The organism is Thermoactinomyces sp. CICC 10522, assembly GCF_016055075.1.
Classification (GTDB): domain Bacteria; phylum Bacillota; class Bacilli; order Thermoactinomycetales; family Thermoactinomycetaceae; genus Thermoactinomyces_A; species Thermoactinomyces_A daqus.
Map to the genome: position 1 here is coordinate 165,724 of NZ_JAECVY010000004.1, position 19,513 is coordinate 185,236.

Annotated in this window: 22 protein-coding genes; 3 read left to right on the forward strand and 19 right to left on the reverse strand. The window is 50.3% G+C overall.

What is annotated here, in order from left to right; translation table 11 throughout:
- Window positions 1–51: 51 nt before the first annotated feature.
- The 7 genes from I8U18_RS08525 to I8U18_RS08555 all read right to left on the reverse strand — a co-directional run bounded on the left by I8U18_RS08525 (window position 52) and on the right by I8U18_RS08555 (window position 4,106).
- On the reverse strand, window positions 52–906 hold the full coding sequence (locus I8U18_RS08525; RefSeq protein ID WP_198055582.1) for a DUF2232 domain-containing protein: 855 nt from the start codon (window positions 904–906) through the stop codon (window positions 52–54).
- Window positions 907–956: 50 nt separating this feature from the next.
- Window positions 957–1,268, reverse strand: coding sequence for a MazG-like family protein (locus tag I8U18_RS08530; RefSeq protein ID WP_033100472.1), 312 nt, complete (start codon window positions 1,266–1,268; stop codon window positions 957–959).
- Window positions 1,269–1,382: 114 nt separating this feature from the next.
- Complete coding sequence (gene rpsR / locus I8U18_RS08535) at window positions 1,383–1,610, reverse strand: 30S ribosomal protein S18 (protein ID WP_033100473.1); 228 nt, start codon at window positions 1,608–1,610, stop codon at window positions 1,383–1,385.
- A 40-nt stretch (window positions 1,611–1,650) separates the two neighbouring features.
- Window positions 1,651–2,115, reverse strand: coding sequence for a single-stranded DNA-binding protein (gene ssb, locus I8U18_RS08540; protein ID WP_033100474.1), 465 nt, complete (start codon window positions 2,113–2,115; stop codon window positions 1,651–1,653).
- A gap of 54 nt (window positions 2,116–2,169) precedes the next feature.
- Window positions 2,170–2,463, reverse strand: coding sequence for a 30S ribosomal protein S6 (gene rpsF / locus I8U18_RS08545; RefSeq protein ID WP_033100475.1), 294 nt, complete (start codon window positions 2,461–2,463; stop codon window positions 2,170–2,172).
- Between the two features lie 180 nt (window positions 2,464–2,643).
- Window positions 2,644–3,744 carry a redox-regulated ATPase YchF gene (ychF, locus tag I8U18_RS08550; RefSeq protein WP_033100476.1) on the reverse strand — a complete coding sequence of 367 codons (1,101 nt, stop codon included), beginning with the start codon at window positions 3,742–3,744 and terminating at the stop codon, window positions 2,644–2,646.
- 146 nt (window positions 3,745–3,890) lie between these two features.
- Window positions 3,891–4,106, reverse strand: coding sequence for a DUF951 domain-containing protein (locus tag I8U18_RS08555; protein WP_033100477.1), 216 nt, complete (start codon window positions 4,104–4,106; stop codon window positions 3,891–3,893).
- Between the two features lie 291 nt (window positions 4,107–4,397).
- Between I8U18_RS08555 and yyaC the strand changes: the two genes are divergently transcribed.
- The gene (gene yyaC, locus I8U18_RS08560; protein ID WP_033100478.1) at window positions 4,398–4,988 is read left to right on the forward strand and encodes a spore protease YyaC; all 591 of its coding nucleotides are present in this window, start codon (window positions 4,398–4,400) and stop codon (window positions 4,986–4,988) included.
- A 131-nt stretch (window positions 4,989–5,119) separates the two neighbouring features.
- Here yyaC and I8U18_RS08565 read toward each other — a convergent pair whose 3' ends face one another.
- The 4 genes from I8U18_RS08565 to noc form a co-directional block, all read right to left on the reverse strand.
- Window positions 5,120–6,265 carry an aminotransferase class V-fold PLP-dependent enzyme gene (locus I8U18_RS08565; protein WP_198055583.1) on the reverse strand — a complete coding sequence of 382 codons (1,146 nt, stop codon included), beginning with the start codon at window positions 6,263–6,265 and terminating at the stop codon, window positions 5,120–5,122.
- A 136-nt stretch (window positions 6,266–6,401) separates the two neighbouring features.
- Window positions 6,402–7,271 (reverse strand): ParB/RepB/Spo0J family partition protein, encoded by an 870-nt coding sequence (locus I8U18_RS08570; RefSeq protein WP_033100480.1) that lies wholly within the window; start codon window positions 7,269–7,271, stop codon window positions 6,402–6,404.
- Window positions 7,264–8,028 (reverse strand): ParA family protein, encoded by a 765-nt coding sequence (locus tag I8U18_RS08575; protein ID WP_198064687.1) that lies wholly within the window; start codon window positions 8,026–8,028, stop codon window positions 7,264–7,266. Before I8U18_RS08575 ends, I8U18_RS08570 begins: the two co-directional genes overlap by 8 nt.
- A gap of 436 nt (window positions 8,029–8,464) precedes the next feature.
- On the reverse strand, window positions 8,465–9,289 hold the full coding sequence (noc, locus tag I8U18_RS08580; protein ID WP_033100482.1) for a nucleoid occlusion protein: 825 nt from the start codon (window positions 9,287–9,289) through the stop codon (window positions 8,465–8,467).
- A 571-nt stretch (window positions 9,290–9,860) separates the two neighbouring features.
- On the opposite strand from noc, the gene I8U18_RS08585 reads away from it, so the two are divergent.
- The gene (locus tag I8U18_RS08585; RefSeq protein ID WP_033100483.1) at window positions 9,861–11,042 is read left to right on the forward strand and encodes a ParM/StbA family protein; all 1,182 of its coding nucleotides are present in this window, start codon (window positions 9,861–9,863) and stop codon (window positions 11,040–11,042) included.
- 143 nt (window positions 11,043–11,185) lie between these two features.
- Complete coding sequence (locus tag I8U18_RS08590; protein ID WP_198064688.1) at window positions 11,186–12,631, forward strand: hypothetical protein; 1,446 nt, start codon at window positions 11,186–11,188, stop codon at window positions 12,629–12,631.
- A gap of 65 nt (window positions 12,632–12,696) precedes the next feature.
- Here the strand turns inward: I8U18_RS08590 and rsmG are convergent, their stop codons facing one another.
- From rsmG to rpmH, 8 genes are all read right to left on the reverse strand, one after another.
- The gene (gene rsmG / locus I8U18_RS08595; protein WP_181735396.1) at window positions 12,697–13,419 is read right to left on the reverse strand and encodes a 16S rRNA (guanine(527)-N(7))-methyltransferase RsmG; all 723 of its coding nucleotides are present in this window, start codon (window positions 13,417–13,419) and stop codon (window positions 12,697–12,699) included.
- 17 nt (window positions 13,420–13,436) lie between these two features.
- Window positions 13,437–15,320 (reverse strand): tRNA uridine-5-carboxymethylaminomethyl(34) synthesis enzyme MnmG, encoded by a 1,884-nt coding sequence (gene mnmG, locus I8U18_RS08600; protein WP_033100485.1) that lies wholly within the window; start codon window positions 15,318–15,320, stop codon window positions 13,437–13,439.
- Between the two features lie 15 nt (window positions 15,321–15,335).
- The gene (gene mnmE, locus I8U18_RS08605; protein ID WP_033100486.1) at window positions 15,336–16,712 is read right to left on the reverse strand and encodes a tRNA uridine-5-carboxymethylaminomethyl(34) synthesis GTPase MnmE; all 1,377 of its coding nucleotides are present in this window, start codon (window positions 16,710–16,712) and stop codon (window positions 15,336–15,338) included.
- A gap of 160 nt (window positions 16,713–16,872) precedes the next feature.
- Window positions 16,873–17,499 (reverse strand): RNA-binding cell elongation regulator Jag/EloR, encoded by a 627-nt coding sequence (jag, locus tag I8U18_RS08610; RefSeq protein WP_033100487.1) that lies wholly within the window; start codon window positions 17,497–17,499, stop codon window positions 16,873–16,875.
- A complete protein-coding gene (locus tag I8U18_RS08615) occupies window positions 17,496–18,200 on the reverse strand; it encodes a YidC/Oxa1 family membrane protein insertase (RefSeq protein ID WP_052154118.1) in 705 nt (234 codons plus the stop codon). The genes jag and I8U18_RS08615 overlap by 4 nt, the downstream gene beginning before the upstream one ends.
- A gap of 70 nt (window positions 18,201–18,270) precedes the next feature.
- Complete coding sequence (yidD, locus tag I8U18_RS08620; protein ID WP_181735397.1) at window positions 18,271–18,531, reverse strand: membrane protein insertion efficiency factor YidD; 261 nt, start codon at window positions 18,529–18,531, stop codon at window positions 18,271–18,273.
- Window positions 18,532–18,553: 22 nt separating this feature from the next.
- A complete protein-coding gene (gene rnpA, locus I8U18_RS08625) occupies window positions 18,554–18,907 on the reverse strand; it encodes a ribonuclease P protein component (protein ID WP_033100489.1) in 354 nt (117 codons plus the stop codon).
- A 123-nt stretch (window positions 18,908–19,030) separates the two neighbouring features.
- Window positions 19,031–19,165, reverse strand: coding sequence for a 50S ribosomal protein L34 (rpmH, locus tag I8U18_RS08630; protein WP_081943776.1), 135 nt, complete (start codon window positions 19,163–19,165; stop codon window positions 19,031–19,033).
- Window positions 19,166–19,513 lie beyond the last annotated feature (348 nt).

Sequence of the window (19,513 nt, forward strand, 5' to 3'; positions counted from 1 at the left end):
CAACTCCCGCTCCCAAAACAATCTCTTCCATCTCAAATCCCCCACCGCTTGTCATTTGGATAATTTTTGACGCAGCAATGTCGCCGCATCAATCATGCCCAAAAACTGGATCAACAGCGAAATTGGCGTAATGATTGAGACTGGAACCAAAAGGATCAGCCATCCTCCGCTTTTTCCCTTGCGGTGCAACAGAAAATGAATAAATCCAAATCCCTGGATCAGGAACAGCTCATGCAAAATGGTCAAAACGCTGATCCCCCCGTGTAATCCAACCACGGAAGGAAAGAAGTATAAAGCAACAAGGGTTAATAAGTAAAAATAGAAAAACACCTTCGGTAACCGCCACTCATGAAAAGCAGGCAACGTTTTTCTCTGAAATCCCTGACGCGACAACCAGCTTCTGGCGGTATAAAAGGTGATGAGAGCCATAAGACCGATAAGGTTAAAAAACACAGGCGGGACCATGGTTCCATTCGATAAGGCCTCCACCGCCTGTGCCCCTGCTCCCGATTCCTGCAATATCTCTTCCATACGAAGCGATTCTGTCTGCCAAATCGCCTTTACCCAATCGAACAGATGAAATGATTCTCCCACATACAAAAATCCCCAGGAACCAACAGCCCCAGATGCAACCCCGCTCAACACCACATCGGCTCCTGTCGTTGCCGAATGGCGATAGCAATACCCCATGATGCTTCCCATAAACCATGCGAATAAGGCGAGCAGAGCGGAGATTGCGGGGAAAAAGACAAACGCCACGCCCAAGGGGATGAGCGAAATGATCAGCGCTGCCGAAGGCCTTTTCACGCTTAGCAAAAGAAACGGCAGCGGGAGAAGCCAAAAGGTGATCATGGGAATGAAGGAAATACTGAGCGAGGCGAGCAATAAGAGAAAAAGCCCTGACATAAGAAGGCCGTCCTTTATGATCCCTTTCAGATCCTGCGGCAAATTGAATGTCACCTCTTGTTTAAATAATCATCAAGAGAGGACAAATCGCCATACCACTCTTCCAACTGGTGGCCTTCCCTGGCGTGTTCACGCAGCTTCTGCGAAACCGCTTGATCAAGTTCCCGAAAAGAAAATCCCATTCTTCTCGCCAACACGTACACGGAAATAGCCAAACTGGATAAACTATCTATGATCATGTGCTGATTGGCATAATGAATCCCCTTAAAAAGGGTGGCAATCTGGTCCAAAACCTCGGTTTTCAACCAATCAATCACTTTTATGCTTTTGGCGAATTGCACTCCCCGTTCAGGCCGGCTCATATGGTTGCACTCCTCCAAAATACTGCAAGTTTAGGAGAAATTTCCACATAAAAGAGCCGATTTCCTGCTTATTATACAAAAACAGGGGCATCAATCTCACCCCTGTTTTTGCGATCAATCATTGGTGTATGGCAACAGAGCCATTTGACGAGCCCGTTTGATGGCACGGGTCAACTGGCGTTGGTATTTGGAGCTGGTTCCCGTTACACGGCGCGGCAGAATTTTACCACGCTCGCTGATAAACTTGCGCAGCAAGTCTACATCTTTGTAATCGATGTAATCGATTTTATTGACGGTAAAGTAGCAGACTTTGCGGCGTTTGTTTCCGCGGCGACGAGCCATTCTCTTTTCCCCCTTCCTGTTTGCGATTCAGACGTTCAGATTAGAAAGGCAGATCATCATCAGAGATATCAATCGGTTGTCCGTCATCAGCAAAGGGGTCATCCATCGGCTTGTTTCCTTTGTTGTAAGTGCTTCCCCCGCCAAAGGAGCTTCCACCAAAGCCCGGAGCAGAGGATTCACTGCGGTTTTTCGGCTCAAGAAAGCGAACATCATCGGCCACGACATCTGTCGTATAGACCGTACGCCCTTCCTGATTCTCGTATTTCCCGGTCTGCAGACGGCCGTCCACACCGACCAGAGAACCTTTTCTGAGGTAGTTGGCGCAGTTTTCGGCCAGTCCCCGCCAAGTGACGATATTGATAAAATCCGCTTCGCGTTCTCCGTTTTGATTCGTGTAGTTGCGGTTAACCGCAATGCTGAATCTCGCTACGGCCACACCGCTCGACGTATACCGAAGCTCCGGATCACGCGTCAGCCGTCCTACCAGGATGACCCGATTTATCATGGATAACCTCTCCCCTTTGCATGATCAACCTTCATTTATCGAATAAACAGGCGATTATTTTTCATCGATGTTAATGATCATATGACGCATGAAGTTATCATTGATGCGAACCACATGATCAAGTTCTTTCACAACATCGGCAGACGCACGGAATGTATAAACCGTGTAGATCCCTTCACGGTAGGAATCGATCTCGTAAGCGAGACGGCGTTTACCCATGTCATCCGCGTTGATGATTTCCCCGCCGTGTTGCGCGATGGTTGCTTGCACTTTTTCGCGGCACGCTTTCACGGTTTCTTCATCAACGTCAGGACGAACGATGAACATGATTTCATAGTTGTGAGTCATCTTCCACACCTCCTTCTGGACTGTACGGCCCTGCCTGTCGCAGAGCAAGGAGAACATGAATTCTCTCTACATGTACGATTATACATTTTAGCAAACAGCCCGGAATAAATCAATGTTTGAATCGGATTTGCTCTCTAAAAATCGTGCCGACGGCGGGAAGGGATTTTGATTGTCTCCCGCTTACACATTGAATCGGAACGTCATAATATCCCCGTCCCGGACCACATACTCTTTTCCCTCTAAACGCAATAACCCTTTTTCCCGTGCCGCCGCGAGGGAACCGGCATTCAGCAAGTCCTCGTAACCGATCACTTCCGCCCGGATAAACCCTCGTTCAAAGTCGGAATGAATCACTCCGGCCGCTTGCGGGGCTTTTGTGCCCTGGCGAATCGTCCAGGCCCGGACTTCTTTTTCGCCCGCGGTAAAATATGTGATCAGGCCGAGCAAACGGTAAGCGGCTGCTATCAAGCGATCCAGCCCTGAGGAGGAGAGACCCAATTCCTCAAGAAACATGGCCCGTTCTTCCCCTTCAAGTTCGGCGATTTCCGCTTCCACTTGCGCACTGATCGGCACCACTTCGGCTCCTTCCTCCGCAGCAATCCGTTTGACGATCTGAACATACGGATTGGCTTCCGGATTGGCCAGGTCTCCCTCATTGACATTGGCGGCATAGAGAACATTTTTGAGCGTAAGCAGATTTAAACTCTTGATCAGTTTCCTTTCATCCGGATCCAGGCTAACGGTACGGGCCGGTTTCCCTTCGGCCAGCGCTTGCTGCAAACGGGTTAAAATCCCGTGTTCGGCAATCGCCGCTTTATCCCCGCTCTTTTTCTGGCGGGCCACCCGATCAAGCCGCTTTTCCACTGTTTCCAAATCTGCCAGCACCAGCTCGAGGTTAATTGTTTCGATATCGCTGGCCGGATCAACCTTTCCGGCTACGTGCGTAATATTTTCATCTTCAAAACAGCGCACGACATGAATAATCGCATCCACTTCACGGATGTGGGACAGAAATTTGTTTCCCAACCCTTCTCCGCGGCTCGCTCCTTTGACCAGTCCGGCAATATCCACAAATTGAAATGATGTGGGAACAATCCGCTGCGGATTGACGATTTGCGCCAGTTTCATCAAACGTTCATCCGGCACGTCAACCACCCCGACATTGGGGTCAATCGTACAAAAAGGGTAATTGGCCGATTCGGCCCCCGCTTGGGTAATTGCATTAAATAATGTTGATTTTCCTACATTGGGCAAGCCCACGATCCCAGTTGCTAACGCCACTTTTTGCGTTCCTCCTCCATCGTGATCCAATTCCGAATCCCATAATCAAACCCTTGTTCATTATAGCGGAAACCACGATTTCCTTCCATGCATCCCGCCGCCTTCTTTTCCATTCGGCGGTGACCATGTTGATCTCCGCCGGAGGCTTACTCTCGTTCAGCTCGTTCTTGTGCGGCAGAAACCAGAATGCGCTTCAATCGCTTTTCAAAACGGGAACGGGGCAAAAGGACACTGTGCTCACATCCGGTGCATTTCATGCGGATATCTGCACCCATGCGGATGATTTTCCAGGCATTGGTTCCACACGGGTGCGGTTTTTTCATCTCGACAATATCCCCGAGTCCAAATTCCTTTTTTTGCAAATGCGATCCCTCTCTCCTTTTTGATTGCTAACATTATAGAAACTGGCCTGCGCCAATTCAACCATTTTACTCATTCAGGCAGCAGATTCATTATCCGCCCCCGCTGCCGGCATCTCCAATGATGACAACCCGTTTAAGCGGCTCGGGAATGTATTTCCACACCGCCTTTTTTGTTTCAGCAGGGTGTGAGAAAGCCTCGATTCTTTCTTCAGCCGTTTTCATGGACAAATGTATATTTTTCCGAATACAGCCGTATACTATGAAAGAGTTTTTTGCGGAGGTCAAGAATAAATGAGAGAAATTCCGTCCATTCGGAAGCGGTCTCTGTCTCCTCTCCCATTTCGGGTTGAATATACTGATCCCGCGGCAGACCAGAGGTTCTCAACTCAGTTGGCACTAGCTCTTCACCGGTTTCTGCCCAGCCCGGAAATCGTTTGTGTCTGTATCGGGACGGACCGCTCTACCGGTGATGCCCTCGGACCTTTGGTCGGTACACTCCTCAAACAAAAAATGCCGGGTTCACTCACGGTTTACGGGACATTGGACGAGCCTGTCCATGCGCTCAACCTCGAACAAACCGTGCAAATGCTGCATCAGGAACATCGTACGGCTACTGTTCTGGCCATCGATGCCTGCCTGGGTCAATTGAAAAGCGTCGGACAGATTCAGTTAGGATTGGGGCCGGTCAAACCCGGGGCAGGAGTGCACAAAGAGTTGCCGGAAGTTGGCCAGATCCATATTACAGGAATTGTGAACGTGGCCGGATTTATGGAATATTTCGTTTTACAAAATACCCGCCTGAGCTTGGTCATGAAAATGGCCGAAATTATTTCCAACTCGATCGTCAGGGCGGTAAACCAAACCTCGCTCTCACTTGCATGAGAGCCTCTTTTTTCTTTCAGTCCGTTTCGCGAAAAAAGCCAAAAGATCTTCTCCGATCAACCGTCCGGGAGCGGATGGCCATTGGTTTGACTCCTCTCGCCTCCGAATTTCATCCTCCCGAAATAAATCAGTCACTCGTATTTAAAAGCGGCGGCGATTTCCCGAACCGCATCGATCACGGCTGTGATCTGCTCTTTTGTATTGAAATATCCGGGACTGACCCGAACAGCTCCATGCTCCGTCTTCAGACTTCGGTGTTTCAGCGCAGCGCAATGAAATCCGGCACGTACTGCTATCTGATAATGCTGGTCGAGGATCGTCGCCACCTCAATTCCATCCGCATTTTCCATAGTAAATGAAACAATCGGCAATGCGGGTGCAGCGGAAGTCAGAACCGTGACACCTTCAATCGCTTGCAATCCTTCCCACAGCTGACGGGTCAACTCCTGTTCATGCCGGTAAATCTCTCTCAATCCTGTTTTCATAATAAAATCGATTCCTGCCCCAAGCCCGGCAATCCCGGGGGTATTGGGAGTTCCGCTCTCATATCCGTAAGGACGTTCCAACGGCTGCTCCACTTCTTCCGATCGATTTCCCGTCCCGCCCTGAAGCAGGGGTTGCAAGGGAACATCCGGTTTTACGTAAAGCCCGCCCGTTCCCTGCGGGCCAAACAAGCTTTTATGTCCGGGAAAAGCAAGCAGGTCGATCGGCATTTCATCCAAATGAAAAGAGAGTAATCCCGCCGTTTGCGCCGCATCAACCAAATAGAGAATGCCATGCTTTTTCGCCATCTCGCCCAGCTCCGCAATCGGTAAAACTTCCCCTGTCACATTGGAGCCGTGAATCGTAATCAGCATCCGTGTTTCCTTGCGAATTTGCTCCTCCAGCAAAGAGGTCCAGTCTGCGCGTTCATCCTTTCCGTCCACAACCGTAACCTCAACCTTTGCTTCTTTTTCCAGCCAATAGACGGGGCGTGCCACCGCATTATGCTCCCATGCCGTGATGATCACATGATCTCCCGGCTTTAAGATGCCCTTAATGGCCATATTCAGAGCATGGGTCGTATTCTGGCAAAAGAGCAGATGATTCGGATCCCGCACCCCAAACAGCCGGGCAAGTTTCTCCCTAGTCTCTTCAATCGTTTGCGCTGCTTTTACCGCCAGCTGGTGGCCTCCCCTCCCCGGATTGGCACCAAACTCATCGATGGCCTTTTTAACAGCATCAGAAACCCCTGGAGGTTTGGGCCATGTGGAAGCAGCATTATCAAGATAAATCAATGTCGGATTCCTCCTTTTCACGATGATGAAAAGTTTAAGATAAAATCATCTCCGGTCAAGTAAAAGACAGAAGGGTCCCTTCAAGGACCCGGTTAAACTCGTATTCATCAATGAAGCCGCTCACTGCCTGCGCCGCCTACCTTCCTCCGACCACTCTTTCTTGATTTAACAATTCAATCAGCCGTTCCAACTCCCGATCGGAATAATACTCGATCTCGATTTTCCCTTTTTTCCGCCCGTGCTTGATGCGAACCGGCGTACTGAAAACTTGCTGCAACAGATCTTCATAGTGTTTAATCTGCGGGTCCAATTTTTCTTTGCTCTTTTTCCGTTCTTTCTTGGGCATTGTCTGATTGAGCTGTTGCACCCATTCCTCCAGCTGGCGTACACTTGGCTTTTCTTTTTTCACCTTCTCCGCCAGCTTGATGAGCAAATCCGCATCTTTTACGCCCAGAAGCGCCCGGGCATGTCCCATTGACAATGTTCCACGTGAAACATCATCTTGAACTTGCGGCGGCAATTGCAGCAAACGCAAAAAATTGGCGACATGGGGACGGCTTTTTCCCACTCGTTCTGCCAATTCTTCCTGGGTAACCGACAAATGCTTCATCAATTTCTGATAGGCGTGGGCCACTTCCATCGGATTGAGATCTTCCCGTTGCAAATTCTCAACAAGCGCAATCTCCATCATCTGATCGTCTGTAAACTCACGAACGACCACCGGAACTTTCGTCAGCCCGGCCGCTTTGGCAGCGCGAAAACGGCGCTCTCCTGCGACAATTTCATAGCCGCGAATGCTTTTTCTCACAACCAATGGTTGGACTATTCCATGCTGTTTAATCGATTCGGTCAATTCCTGCAGCAGTTCATCATCAAAATGTTTGCGCGGCTGATAGGGATTCGGGCGCAAATCCGTTATTTCCGCCTCGTGAACATGATCCTCCTCTGTCGTCACATCCACTTGAAACAAAGCGCCAAGCCCTCGTCCGAGGCCTTTGTTACTCATTTTGCATCACCACTTCTTTCGCCAGTTCGTTATAGCATAAAGCACCACGCGATTTCGGATCATATGTGATGATCGGCTTCCCGTGGCTTGGTGCCTCACTGAGCCGAACGTTTCGCGGGATCACTGTCCGGTAAACCTTTTGCTGAAAGTACTTTTTCACTTCGTCCATCACCTGAACGGACAAATTGGTTCTGCTATCGAACATGGTCAGCACAACGCCTTCCACTCCCAGGTTTTTGTTTAAGTGTTTTTGCACAATGCGAATCGTATTCAACAGCTGTCCCAATCCTTCCAGAGCATAAAACTCACACTGAATCGGAATGAGGACAGATTCGGCTGCGGTTAACGCATTTAATGTAATAATCCCCAGTGATGGAGGACAATCGATAAAAATATAATCAAAATCCTGTTTCACTGATTGCAATGCCCGTTTCAGCCGCAGTTCCCGTGAGATGGCCTGCGATAATTCAATTTCAACCCCCGCCAGTTGAATAGTCGCCGGAATCACATAGAGATTTTCGACGATCGATGGAATCAGCACTTCCTCGACCGGTGCCTCGTTCATCAAAACATCATAGACACAGCGTTCGACATCGCCCTTATTGATGCCAAGTCCACTGGTCGTATTTCCCTGCGGATCAATATCAACAATTAAAACCCGTTTTCCGAGAGAGGCGATGCCGGCAGACAAATTGATCGACGTCGTCGTTTTTCCGACGCCCCCTTTCTGATTCGCAATCGCAATCACTTTTCCCATTTTTCCACCTCTTTTCCTTTAACCAGACCCCAAACCGCTCTTGCATTCCATCTCCGAGGCGACATCGGAACTGCGGCCTCTTCCTTTTCTGAAAGTTTTTGCAGTCGAGGGCGCAGGGTTCCCCCCCTGACCTTCCCGCGTTTCAAATGGTCATCAGCGAAGCACCAATCCCCTCCTGGTTTTGTCCCATCCAAATCCCGGGGGTGGTGTTTGACAAATGATGCCCTTTTCCCGAACGGATTCATTCAGACACCTGACTCAACAAGAAGAAAAAGATCCGCTGAACGGCTCCTCCCCTTCTCCCGAAACAAGCAGGGAGCAGCGCAAAAATAAAGAAAAAGAGGCGTTTTTGCCTCAATATTACATTTCGATCCTTTCTTTATTTTAATGAACGTTTTTCTCCAACGGAAGGAAAAAATCAGACAAGTGAACCAAATTATTTGGGAATACGGATGACAAGTTCCACATAATCCTGATGATCCTTCTCATCAGTCAACACATCCATCCCCGTCTGCTTTACCATATCGATCGATTGGCGAATGGTATTGATGGCAATCCGGAAATCGCGAGAGACGGACTTTCGTTTCCCTTTCTTTTTCGGTGCGGCCGGCTCCTTCTCCAGCAACCGCCGAACCCGTTCCTCGGTCTGTTTCACATTTAAGTCCCGTTCCAAAATCTCTTTCAGCACTTCCAATTGCCGGCTCGGTTCTTTCAAGGCCAACAGGGAGCGGGCATGCCGTTCGGTTATGGTCCGTTTCAGCAATTCCTCCTGAACGGCTTGGGGAAGTTGCAACAAGCGCAACTTGTTCGCAATCGTGGACTGTCCTTTGCCGAGGCGTTGCGCCAGGCTCTCCTGCGTCAATTGGTGCAGCTCAATCAGTTTTTGATAGGCATGAGCCTCTTCAATCGCAGTCAACCCTTCCCGCTGAAGATTTTCAATCAGTGCGGCAGAAGCCGCCTGGCTGTCGGACATATCCCGGATCACTGCGGGCACGGTCGTCATCCCCAACTTTTTAACCGCCCGCAGCCGCCTTTCTCCCGCAATCAATTCATATCCCTGACCCTTGCGGCGAACGACAATCGGCTGAATCACACCATGGACACGAATCGTTTGACAGAGCTCATCTATCCGTTCTTCGTGAAACAATGTGCGAGGCTGATAAGGGCTAGGGACAATTGCCTCCACAGAAATTTGTTTAATCTGGTCGGTTTCCTTCTCAACCAGACCAAACAGTCGCGAAAACGACTCTTTCATCAACACAGCCACCACCTTAGTCTGGAAACCTATTTCAAAACGGGCGTAAATGGATGGCGTAAAACGATGGACGCACGTATTTTCCAGGATTCAAAGACCCAACCTTACCGCCGATGATTTGAATTCCGCACCTTTCTGACGCCGGGCCACTTATTATTACCATTTCGCTGCCGATTACCATCTACCTCCTAATCTCCTGATCAAGATCGAAAATCAAGATATGAACTGTCATCGTTTTGTAAGAATATGCCCATCCGGCTCCCGTTCCTGCATTTGGACTGATCCGCACAACAGAGTTCTTTGTTCCACGTGGAACATTAACCATTCATCTGCGTTCCCCGGCTGAAACGCGTCAAATTTTCGAGGATTGTCACAGACCGGAAACTCGGCAGTTTAAGGGGGATCGCGCCCGGTCTGCAAATACTTTCACAGCCCAAACTCCTTCTCTGATCCGAAAATCGACGATATTTGAAGAACTTTGTCGTTATTGGTCATTCTATGTTGACCCTTGGGCTTCACAATTGATAGAATCGTGGGAAGAAGGGGATTTCATTCACTTGAGGAGGATATCTGAAAAATGAGTGCACCTGTATACATAGGGAATGACCAGGGTTATTACGGAACAAAAGTGGTTACCCGTGCCAACGGAAAGTTTTATAAAATGTTTATCCGTAACATGGTCGTACCAAACCGTGTCGGTGAAATCACTTATAATAATGACCCTCACAATATTATGTACCGCGAGCGCGAAGGGGATCGCGAATGGTTCTGCGGCAAGCTGGCCATCGAGCAAGCCGGCGATGACGAATTGTTCGACTCCCACAAGCGTCGTCTGTTCAGCCCAACCTGGTTCCGTGAACAAGAATATCTGATCATGTTCCGCGTCAGCACCGGCCTCATGCTGCAAGGAAGCACCGAACCGGTTGTATCCGTCGCATTGCCAACCGACAGCTACATCGACTACAAAGATGAGTTGAAACGCCGTCTGGTGGGCAAACACAGTTTTGAAGTGAAACAAGGAAACCTCCCCTGGCGCAAAATCGAATTTGAAATTAAGCGGGAAAATCTCTTCGTAATCAGCCAGCCGATGGCCACCTTGTTCCATATCGCCCTCGACCGTGAAGGCAAACTGTTAAACGAAGATTTGTTCATTCAAAAAGTAAGCATCAACGACCTTGGCTTTGGCACATCCGATATCGAAACATTGCACGGAGAAACGATCATTAAACGCCAAAGCTTCACGTCGCGTCACGCGATGCTGAATGTTTATCACACCCTGGCAAAACGCCTGCTCGATTTTACACGCAATGCAGACCCGGACGGTCACGGGAAGGAATATCCGATCTGGAGCCTGCCGCGCATTGTTCGTTCAGGTGAAATCAGCTTCAAAGGAAAAACGCACGACGTCAGCCCCATCGTCCAGGAATGCATCAGGGAAGTCGGGGAAGCTTTGGTGGAAGAAGTTTGGAACCGGCTCGACTACGGCGATGACATTACCTATATCATCCTGACCGGCGGTGCTTCGATTCCGTTTAAACCTTTCTACCGCGAACGCTTCGGCGACAAGCTCATCTTTGCTGAAGATTATGGCATTGAAGCACAATTTGCCAATGGTTTCGGACTTTGCAAGTTCGCCCAATCCAAAGCGCGAACCGTTCCGACTAAAGAAATGCTTGAAGCAGCTGCTTCGATTCAACAAGAATTCTCCGTCCCAGATGCCCTGGGTGAAAGCAAAAAAGAGGCGAAAGCGAAAAAGTAATCCCTGTTCCCCCCATGGGTGACCCTGGGGGGCTCACTTCTTATCAACCATTTGGGAAAAATTTTGACAAATGAGTGCTGTGCCCCTTCCAATGCAAATGGAACAACAGGCACAGCCGGAGTCAGCAAAAGGAGGGGGAGTGTATGTCACAGTTTGAATCCCGGTATGATTGTATTGTGATCGGTACGGGAAAATCAGGCCAGGCATCAGTCGAAGCCTTGAAGGAAAAGGGGTTGAACCCCCTTTATATTCATTTGACAGCAGAGATGCTGACGACGATGGTCAGCCAGCAAATAGGCCAGCAAACCAGTCCGGACGGCGATTCCTCCTCACAGACCGGCAGCTTTATGCACGCGAATGCGGACGGATGCATTTATTCCCAAAAGCAGACTTTGCAAACGCCTTTTGGTGAAACGACCACTTATACGTTCCAAGTGCAGCAACCCGCCTTAGGAGAATCGGTACAGGAGAGCAAAACCTCCACCCCTGAACCTTTCTCCCCGATCGGTTCACTGTCCGACGGAGAAGATCCGGAAGTGCTGGAAGCACAACAGGTGGAGTATGTATCCCCTTACCCGTTTCTTAATGAACGATCCCGGAGAAAAAAAGCATTCAGACGCCACAAAAACAGATTCTCTTTTCAAGAGCAACCGGAGATGGAAGAAGAATATCCCATCTATCATCTTGAGCGAATCAAGTTAGAGGATGAGGAGAGCAAGGATGAACCCGTTTCCGGTTGGCAAGAAACCCCTTATTACGACGGGAGAAATGGCCTCCAGGAAGATTTTGAACAAAAAGACGAAGTGGTTGATTCAGAGACTCCCCCGGTTTATCGGGAACGGGAATTGAAATTGCGCAAACGGTTGACTGAAAACCATCGCATGCAAGGAGTCAGTGAATCCGACCACGAGGAAGAAGAAGCGGAAGACTCCATTTCCAAAAGCTTCGACAATGATTTCTTCCAAGACTCCGGCTTTTTTCAGGACCCGATGTTCAAGCCGTTTGCCTATCCGGGCGAAAGAAACCAGCCAAACCAAACGGGGCAGCAACCATTTGAATCGCAGCAATATGAACAAAATGGTTATGATCCATCCTTTGAGCCACGCCCGTTTTCAAGCCGGACATCCTTTGATTCCGACTCATACGAATCGGACAAAAATGAACAAGCCAACCAGGAACAAGATGTTTTCCCGCTGGAACCGTTCTCTCCCAGACGGCGTTCCCGCAACCAAAAAAAAGCGCGTCTGCAATCTTTGACTGAGCAAAGGGAAAAAAAAGAACTTAACCGTCCCGCCAGCATTTTTTGGGAAGAGACACCCCAGGAAGAAGATCACAGCCTGTTCCCCAACGGACAGCCTACGATTCAGCCGTTTGGCCGCGAGCCCGAAGATGAACCCGAGAAAGAGGGGGATTCCAGTTTAAAAAGGGACGATATTGAATTCGAGGATGCTTATGGCGGCTATAATTCCTGGGAGGAATTCATGACCCCTTTCTCGCAAAACAGCCGCAAACGGCAGGAGATCGACAAGGTCGAAAAAAGGAAAATCGCTTTGCGCGGACTGCACAATCTGATCAATAACCTCGGATAAAAAAGGAAGCCGTCGTCTCTGAACAAAGGGAGATCCGGCTTCCTTTTTTAAAAGCGAATGTGAACTTAAACCAGCGGTTGCTTTGCGGGCGTTCCTGCTTTACGCGGATACGCCTTGGGCGTCTGATCCCGCTTTTTCATGATCAGAATATTCCTCGTTCCCATTCCCTCCGGCAACTGAAACTCTTCTCTCTCCACCGTTGTCTTGCCCAAGATAAACAGCGCCCGTTTGGCCTCCGTTATCTCCTCGCCCACGGAAGGCCCTTTCATCGATACGAAATATCCTCCGACTTTGACAAATGGCAAACAGTACTCCGCCAGGACATTTAATCTGGCCACGGCCCTCGCCGTCACCAAATCAAAAGACTGGCGATACCCCTTCTGTTTTGCCAGGTCTTCCGCACGGCCATGAACGCATTCCACTTCTTTCAGGCCGAGTGCGTCGGCCGTTTCCCGCAAAAACTGAACGCGCTTTTTGAGCGAATCCAACAGCACCAGCCGGAGATGGGGAAATGCGATTTTCAGCGGAATCCCCGGAAAGCCTGCACCGGTCCCCACATCGATCAGCGAATCAACCTCTTTTATATCCAAACTCTTCGCCAACAGCAAAGAATCATAAAAATGCTTGACATAAACCTCCCGCGGTTCAGTGATCGCCGTCAGATTCATCACTTTGTTGGTCTCCACGAGTCGCTCGAAATACTGCGCAAACTGCCTGAGCTGTTGATCCGAAAGGATAAGCCCCCATTCCGAGACCGCCTGCTGCAACCACTCTCCATGTTCCTGCACCGTGTTCCCTCCAAGTTTCACTTCGCATAAGCCTTTCCATTTTGCTCGATATGCACCATCAAAATGGAGATATCCGCAGGGTTGACTCCGGAAATGCGCGACGCTTGCCCCAGCGAGATCGGACGCACTTGTTCCAGCTTTTCCCGCGCCTCAGAGGAAATGCCGGCAATTTTCCCGTAATCCACCCAATCCGGAATCCGCTTTTCCTCCATGCGGCGCATTTTCTCTACCTGTTGCAACGCCTTTTTGATGTAACCTTCGTATTTCAGCTGGATTTCCACCTGTTCCGCCACATCCGGCGCAACCGGTTCCGGTGGCGGAGACATCCGGGCGATTTCCTTGTAGCCGAGCTCCGGCCGTTTGATCAGCATGGCCAGCGGCACGGCATTGTTGATTCTCGAGGTTCCCATCTCTTCCAAAATCGATTGAACCTCTTCGGTCGGACGTACCTTCGTTTCGCGTAAACGGGCAATTTCTTTTTCGATCGCTTCACATTTGGCGGTAAAGCGGCGATACCGTTCCTCAGAAATCAAACCGAGCTCATAGCCGAGATCGGTGAGGCGAAGATCAGCGTTATCATGCCTCAAGAGCAGACGGTACTCCGCCCTTGATGTCAAAAGGCGATAAGGCTCATTGGTCCCTTTGGTGACCAGGTCATCGATCAGGACGCCGATATAGGCCTGGGACCGGTCGAGAATCACCGGATCTTTCCCCTGAACTTTTCTGGCTGCATTGATTCCAGCCATAATGCCTTGCGCAGCTGCCTCTTCATATCCGGACGTGCCGTTGAGCTGCCCGGCGGTAAACAGTCCTTCCACCCGCTTGGTTTCCAGCGATGGCCAAAGCTGCGTGGGAACGATGGCGTCATATTCAATCGCATAACCGGTACGCATCATTTCCGCTTTTTCCAATCCCTTGATGGTGTGGAGCATCTTCAGCTGGACATCTTCCGGCAGACTGGTGGATAAGCCCTGCACATACATCTCTTCGGTCTCCCGGCCCTCCGGTTCGATAAAGATCTGATGGCGGCCCTTGTCGGCGAAGCGCACGATTTTGTCCTCAATCGAAGGGCAGTAGCGGGGGCCGCGACCCTCGATCGTTCCGGAGTACATCGGGGCACGATGGAGATTCTCCTGGATGAGACGATGGGTTTTTTCATTGGTATAGGTCAGCCAACAAGGCAGTTGGTCTGTGATAAACCGGGTCGTCTCATAAGAGAAAGCACGCGGCTCTTCATCGCCGGGCTGAATTTCCATCTGGCTGGTGTCAATCGATTTCCGGTTTACCCGGGGCGGTGTTCCCGTTTTAAACCGCACCATTTCAAATCCCAGCTCTATGAGATGATGGGCCAGATTAACCGACGGCTGCTGGTTATTGGGCCCGCTCTCATACGAGAGATCCCCGATAATCACCTTTCCGCGCAGATAGGTTCCGGTTGTGAGCACCACTGCCTTGGAGGTATAATGGGCGCCGGTGCGCGTCACCACCCCTTTGCAGACCCCGTTTTCCACGATCAGCCTCTCCACCATGCCCTGGATCAGCTCAAGATTTGGCGTGGTTTCCAGCGTTTTTTTCATCTCCCGCTGGTACAAAACTTTATCTGCCTGCGCCCGCAGTGCATAAACGGCCGGTCCTTTTCCCGTATTCAACATGCGCATTTGAATATGGGTTTTATCGATATTTTTCCCCATTTCACCGCCCAGCGCATCGATTTCCCTGACGACATGCCCCTTGGCCGGGCCGCCGATCGACGGATTGCATGGCATATAGGCGATCATGTCGAGGCTGATCGTCAACAGCAAGGTGGAGCACCCCATTCGCGCGGCTGCCAATGCCGCTTCACATCCCGCATGTCCGGCTCCGACCACAATCACATCATAACTCCCCGCATGGTAGGACATCCTTGATTCACCTCTTTATTTACCCAAGCAAAACTGGGAGAAAATCTGATCAATCAAATCTTCGGCCACCGCATCGCCAATCACTTCACCCAGAAACTGCCAGGCGTTTTTCAAGTCTATTTCCACCATATCCAACGGCATGCCGGCATCAATTCCATTCAAAACTTCCCGCACGCTCTCCAGCGCTTTTTTGAGGAGATGGATATGGCGGGCATTGCTGACATAAGTTCCATCCGCCATGTCGACTTTTCCCAACTTAAACAGCCGTGAAATCGCTTCTTCCAAATCTTCGATTCCGCGTTCTTCCTTTAATGAGGTCGTAATGATCGGCAGATCCCCGGACAGCTCCCTTACCTGATCAAGATCCAATTTCCGCGGCAGGTCCGTTTTATTGACAATAACCAGTGCCGTATGATTCCGCACCCATTGGAGCAGCCGGCGATCCTCTTCGTTCAACGGTTCCGCGTAATTGAGAACCAACAGGATCAGGTCGGCCTGTTCCAGCGCCTGCCGGGAACGCTCCACACCGATCCGTTCAACCACATCCTCGGTTTCGCGAATTCCGGCAGTATCCAATAAACGCAGCGGAATTCCCCTGACATTGACATATTCTTCGATCACGTCCCGGGTGGTCCCGGGGATATCGGTTACAATCGCCTTGTTCTCCTGCGTCAGGGCGTTCATGAGCGAAGATTTGCCGACATTGGGTCTGCCCACGATCGCAGTGTGGATTCCTTCACGAATGATTTTGCCCTGGCGCGCGGTACTCAACAGGCGCTCGATCTCCCGTTCGATCTCTTGCGCCCGTTCGCGCAACAGCTTCGCCGTCATTTCCTCGGCATCATATTCGGGATAATCCACATTGACCGCCAGATGAGCCAGCACTTCCAAAATTTCGTTGCGCAGCCGGTTGATCATCCGCGACAGCCTGCCTTCATGCTGGCCCAACGCCATTTTGGCAGCGCGATCCGTTTTGGCCCGAATCAGATCCATCACTGCTTCTGCCTGTGAAAGATCGATTCTCCCGTTTAAAAAGGCCCTTTTTGTAAATTCGCCCGGTTCGGCCAGGCGGGCCCCTGTCGCCAGCAGCGCCTCAAGAGTCCGCTCGACGGGAATCATTCCGCCATGGCAGCTGATTTCCACCACATCTTCCCGGGTAAATGTACGCGGGGCTCTCATCACGGTTACCAAAACCTCATCAATTCTCTCTTTCGATTCCGGGTCAATGATAAAACCGTAATTTACCGTATGGCTCGGCACACTGGCCAAACTCTTCTTTCCCTTATATATTTTATCCGCGATCGACACCGCCTCCGGTCCGCTGACACGGATGACCGCGATGCCCCCTTCGCCCATCGGGGTTGAGATCGCAGCAATCGTATCGGTATCCATAGTGTCACCTCGAATCTAATCTTAGCACACCGCCAACTGCCAGGCAAAAACAGGGTATGAAAAAACTCCCCTGAAACAGGGGAGATACCGGGCCGGATTTACCCGACGTTTGTATCCTGAAGTAAGTGGCAGTCCAGAGACAACCAATTCCTTCATCAGGTTAGTCCTGCCAATAGATCACCACCGAGCGGTTGGGTTCTTCTCCACGGCTCACCGTTTTCAGATTCGGTTCTTTCTTGATCGTCTGGTGAACCCACTTCCGTTCATTGGCCGGCATCGGGGATAACCGGACCTCCTGGCGTGTCTGCCTTGCCTTGGCCGCCATCTTCATCACATACTCAGCCAACGCTTTGCGTCTCCGCTCCCGATAGCCGTCGATATCCAATTCAAATCGCACCGGCTTCTCCTCACGGCGATTGGCTGCGAGGTTGACGAGGAGTTCCATTGCTTCCAGTGTCTGTCCATGCCGGCCGATGAGCGCACCTGTCTGCTCCTCCCGAGCCGTGATGGTGACAAACCCCTTTTTCGCTGAAGTCGTGATTTCCACCGTTGCGTCCGCCCCCATCCGTTGCAGCAACCCCTGCAAAAAGGCACGGGCTTTTTCCGCCGGATCTTCCATCACTTCCACTTCAACTTTAGCCGGGCGACGGCCAAACAACCCCAAAAAACCCCTGCTCGCCTCTTCCACCACCCGAACGCGAAGACGCTCACGAGAAACGCCTAACTGTTTGAGCGCCTGGGCGACGGCTTCTTCAACCGTTCCCGCCTCGACGATCAGTTTGTTCAACGGACGGTTCCTTCCTGGGTCACGTTGCTTTTCTTCATCTTATTGAAAAACAGCAGGTACGTCAGAATCGTAAAGATGTTTCCGCCCACCCAGTACAGGGAAAGCGCTGCAGGGAACTGATAAGCGAGGAAGAAAATCATTACCGGCATCACCCAGACCATTACTTTCATCTGCGGATTGGCACCGGCGCCGGTCGAAATAAATTGCAAATATGTCGTCACGGCGGCGAGCAGCGGCAAAATATAAAAAGGATCCGCTTTGCCCAGCTGCAGATACAAAAAGCTGGAATGGGCGATATGTGCGTTTCCGATGATGGCACGATAAAAAGCCAGCAATACGGGAATCTGGATCAGCAACGGCAAACAACCGGCCATCGGATTCACATTGTGCTTCTGGAACAGCTTCATCGTCTCTTCTTGCAGTTTCTGCTGGTTGTTTTTATATTTCTCCCGCAGTTTGGTCAGCTGCGGCTGCAATTCCTGCATGGCCTTGGCGCTTTTCTGCTGCTTCCACGTCAGCGGGAGAATCACCAGGCGAACCAGAAAGGTTACAACCAGAATGGATAATCCGTAGTTCCCGAGCCAGTCTTTAAACAAATCTAACAAGTCGGATAACGGAATGACCAAGATCTGTTCAAACCAAGATGGATGCGCGCGGTCAATTTTGTATTGTCCCGGGTTCGTCGAACACCCCGACAGCATCACCACAGAAAGCACGAGCAGCAGTACTGCGGCGATCCAACGCCTGCGTTTTAACAAGGGAATTCCCTCCTCATTTTGAGCTTCGATCACTGTGGAATCTATCTGGCCGTTTCTGTCGTTTTTCCGGCACATAATCAAATCCCCCCGGGTGAAAGGGATGACATTTGAGAAGCCGCCTCAGCGTCAACCAACCTCCGTAAACAAAACCATGCCTTTGAATGGCGATCAGCGCATACTCCGAACAAGTGGGCACAAACCGGCATACGGGCGGTTTCAGCGGTGAAAGAAAGCGTCGGTAAAAATGGATGAGACCGAGGGCAATCCATTTCATTGCCATTCCCCCTTGATGCGGTTTACTTCGGGGGTTTCGTGACAAAGCACTTCCCCTTCTGGAAAACGTGAAGGAGGCTCGCTTTCACTTGCTTATAATCCATTTGCGCCGCCGGAATGCGGGCGATAATCACATAATCCGTTTTCGGATGGAGATAAGGGATAAAATGCCGGGTTACTTCCTTGACCAAACGCTTAATGCGATTGCGCACAACCGCTTTCCCCACTTTTTTGCTGACAGAGATCCCGATCCGCGGCGGCCCCTCCGCCTTGCGGCCGAGCATCACAACGACAAACTGCCGATTGGCGACGGATTGCCCCGCTTGAAATACCTTTCTGAAATCGTTTCGTCTTTTCAGACGATATTCCTTTTGCAAAGATCGGCTCCTTCCCTACTAAAAAATACAAGTCCATCAACAATTATAGAGCAAAACCCGGGAGAATAAACTACCAAAATTGCGTATAGGAAAAAAGGCCACATCAAAAGTGGCCTCGACAAATTAAGCGGATAATACTTTTCTTCCTTTTCTTCTGCGTCTAGCCAGCACTTTACGGCCATTCTTGCTGCTCATGCGAGCGCGGAAACCGTGAACATTTTTGCGTCTGCGGTTGCTGGGTTGATAAGTTCTCTTCATATCGCCACCTGGCCGCCAAATCACCCTGAGAACCATCTGACTCTTCCGGTCCTTTGCAAAGCCGGTCGAACACAGGGGAACGCGTCCAGGAGAAACCTCCCTTCTTGCGTTGAATTTCCGTACGTAAACCCCGACGGACAATCTCTATCATTATATCCGGGATGTTTCCATCATGTCAAGAAAGAGGAAATCCACAGACCTGTTTATCCACATGTGGATATTTTTTTCGTTATCCACCGGTTATCCCGACATTATCCTCCGTTTTTCCACAATATCCACACCTGTGGATAACTGTTTTTCATCTTCCTGTGGATTGTGGATAACTAACTATTTTTCATTGTAAATACT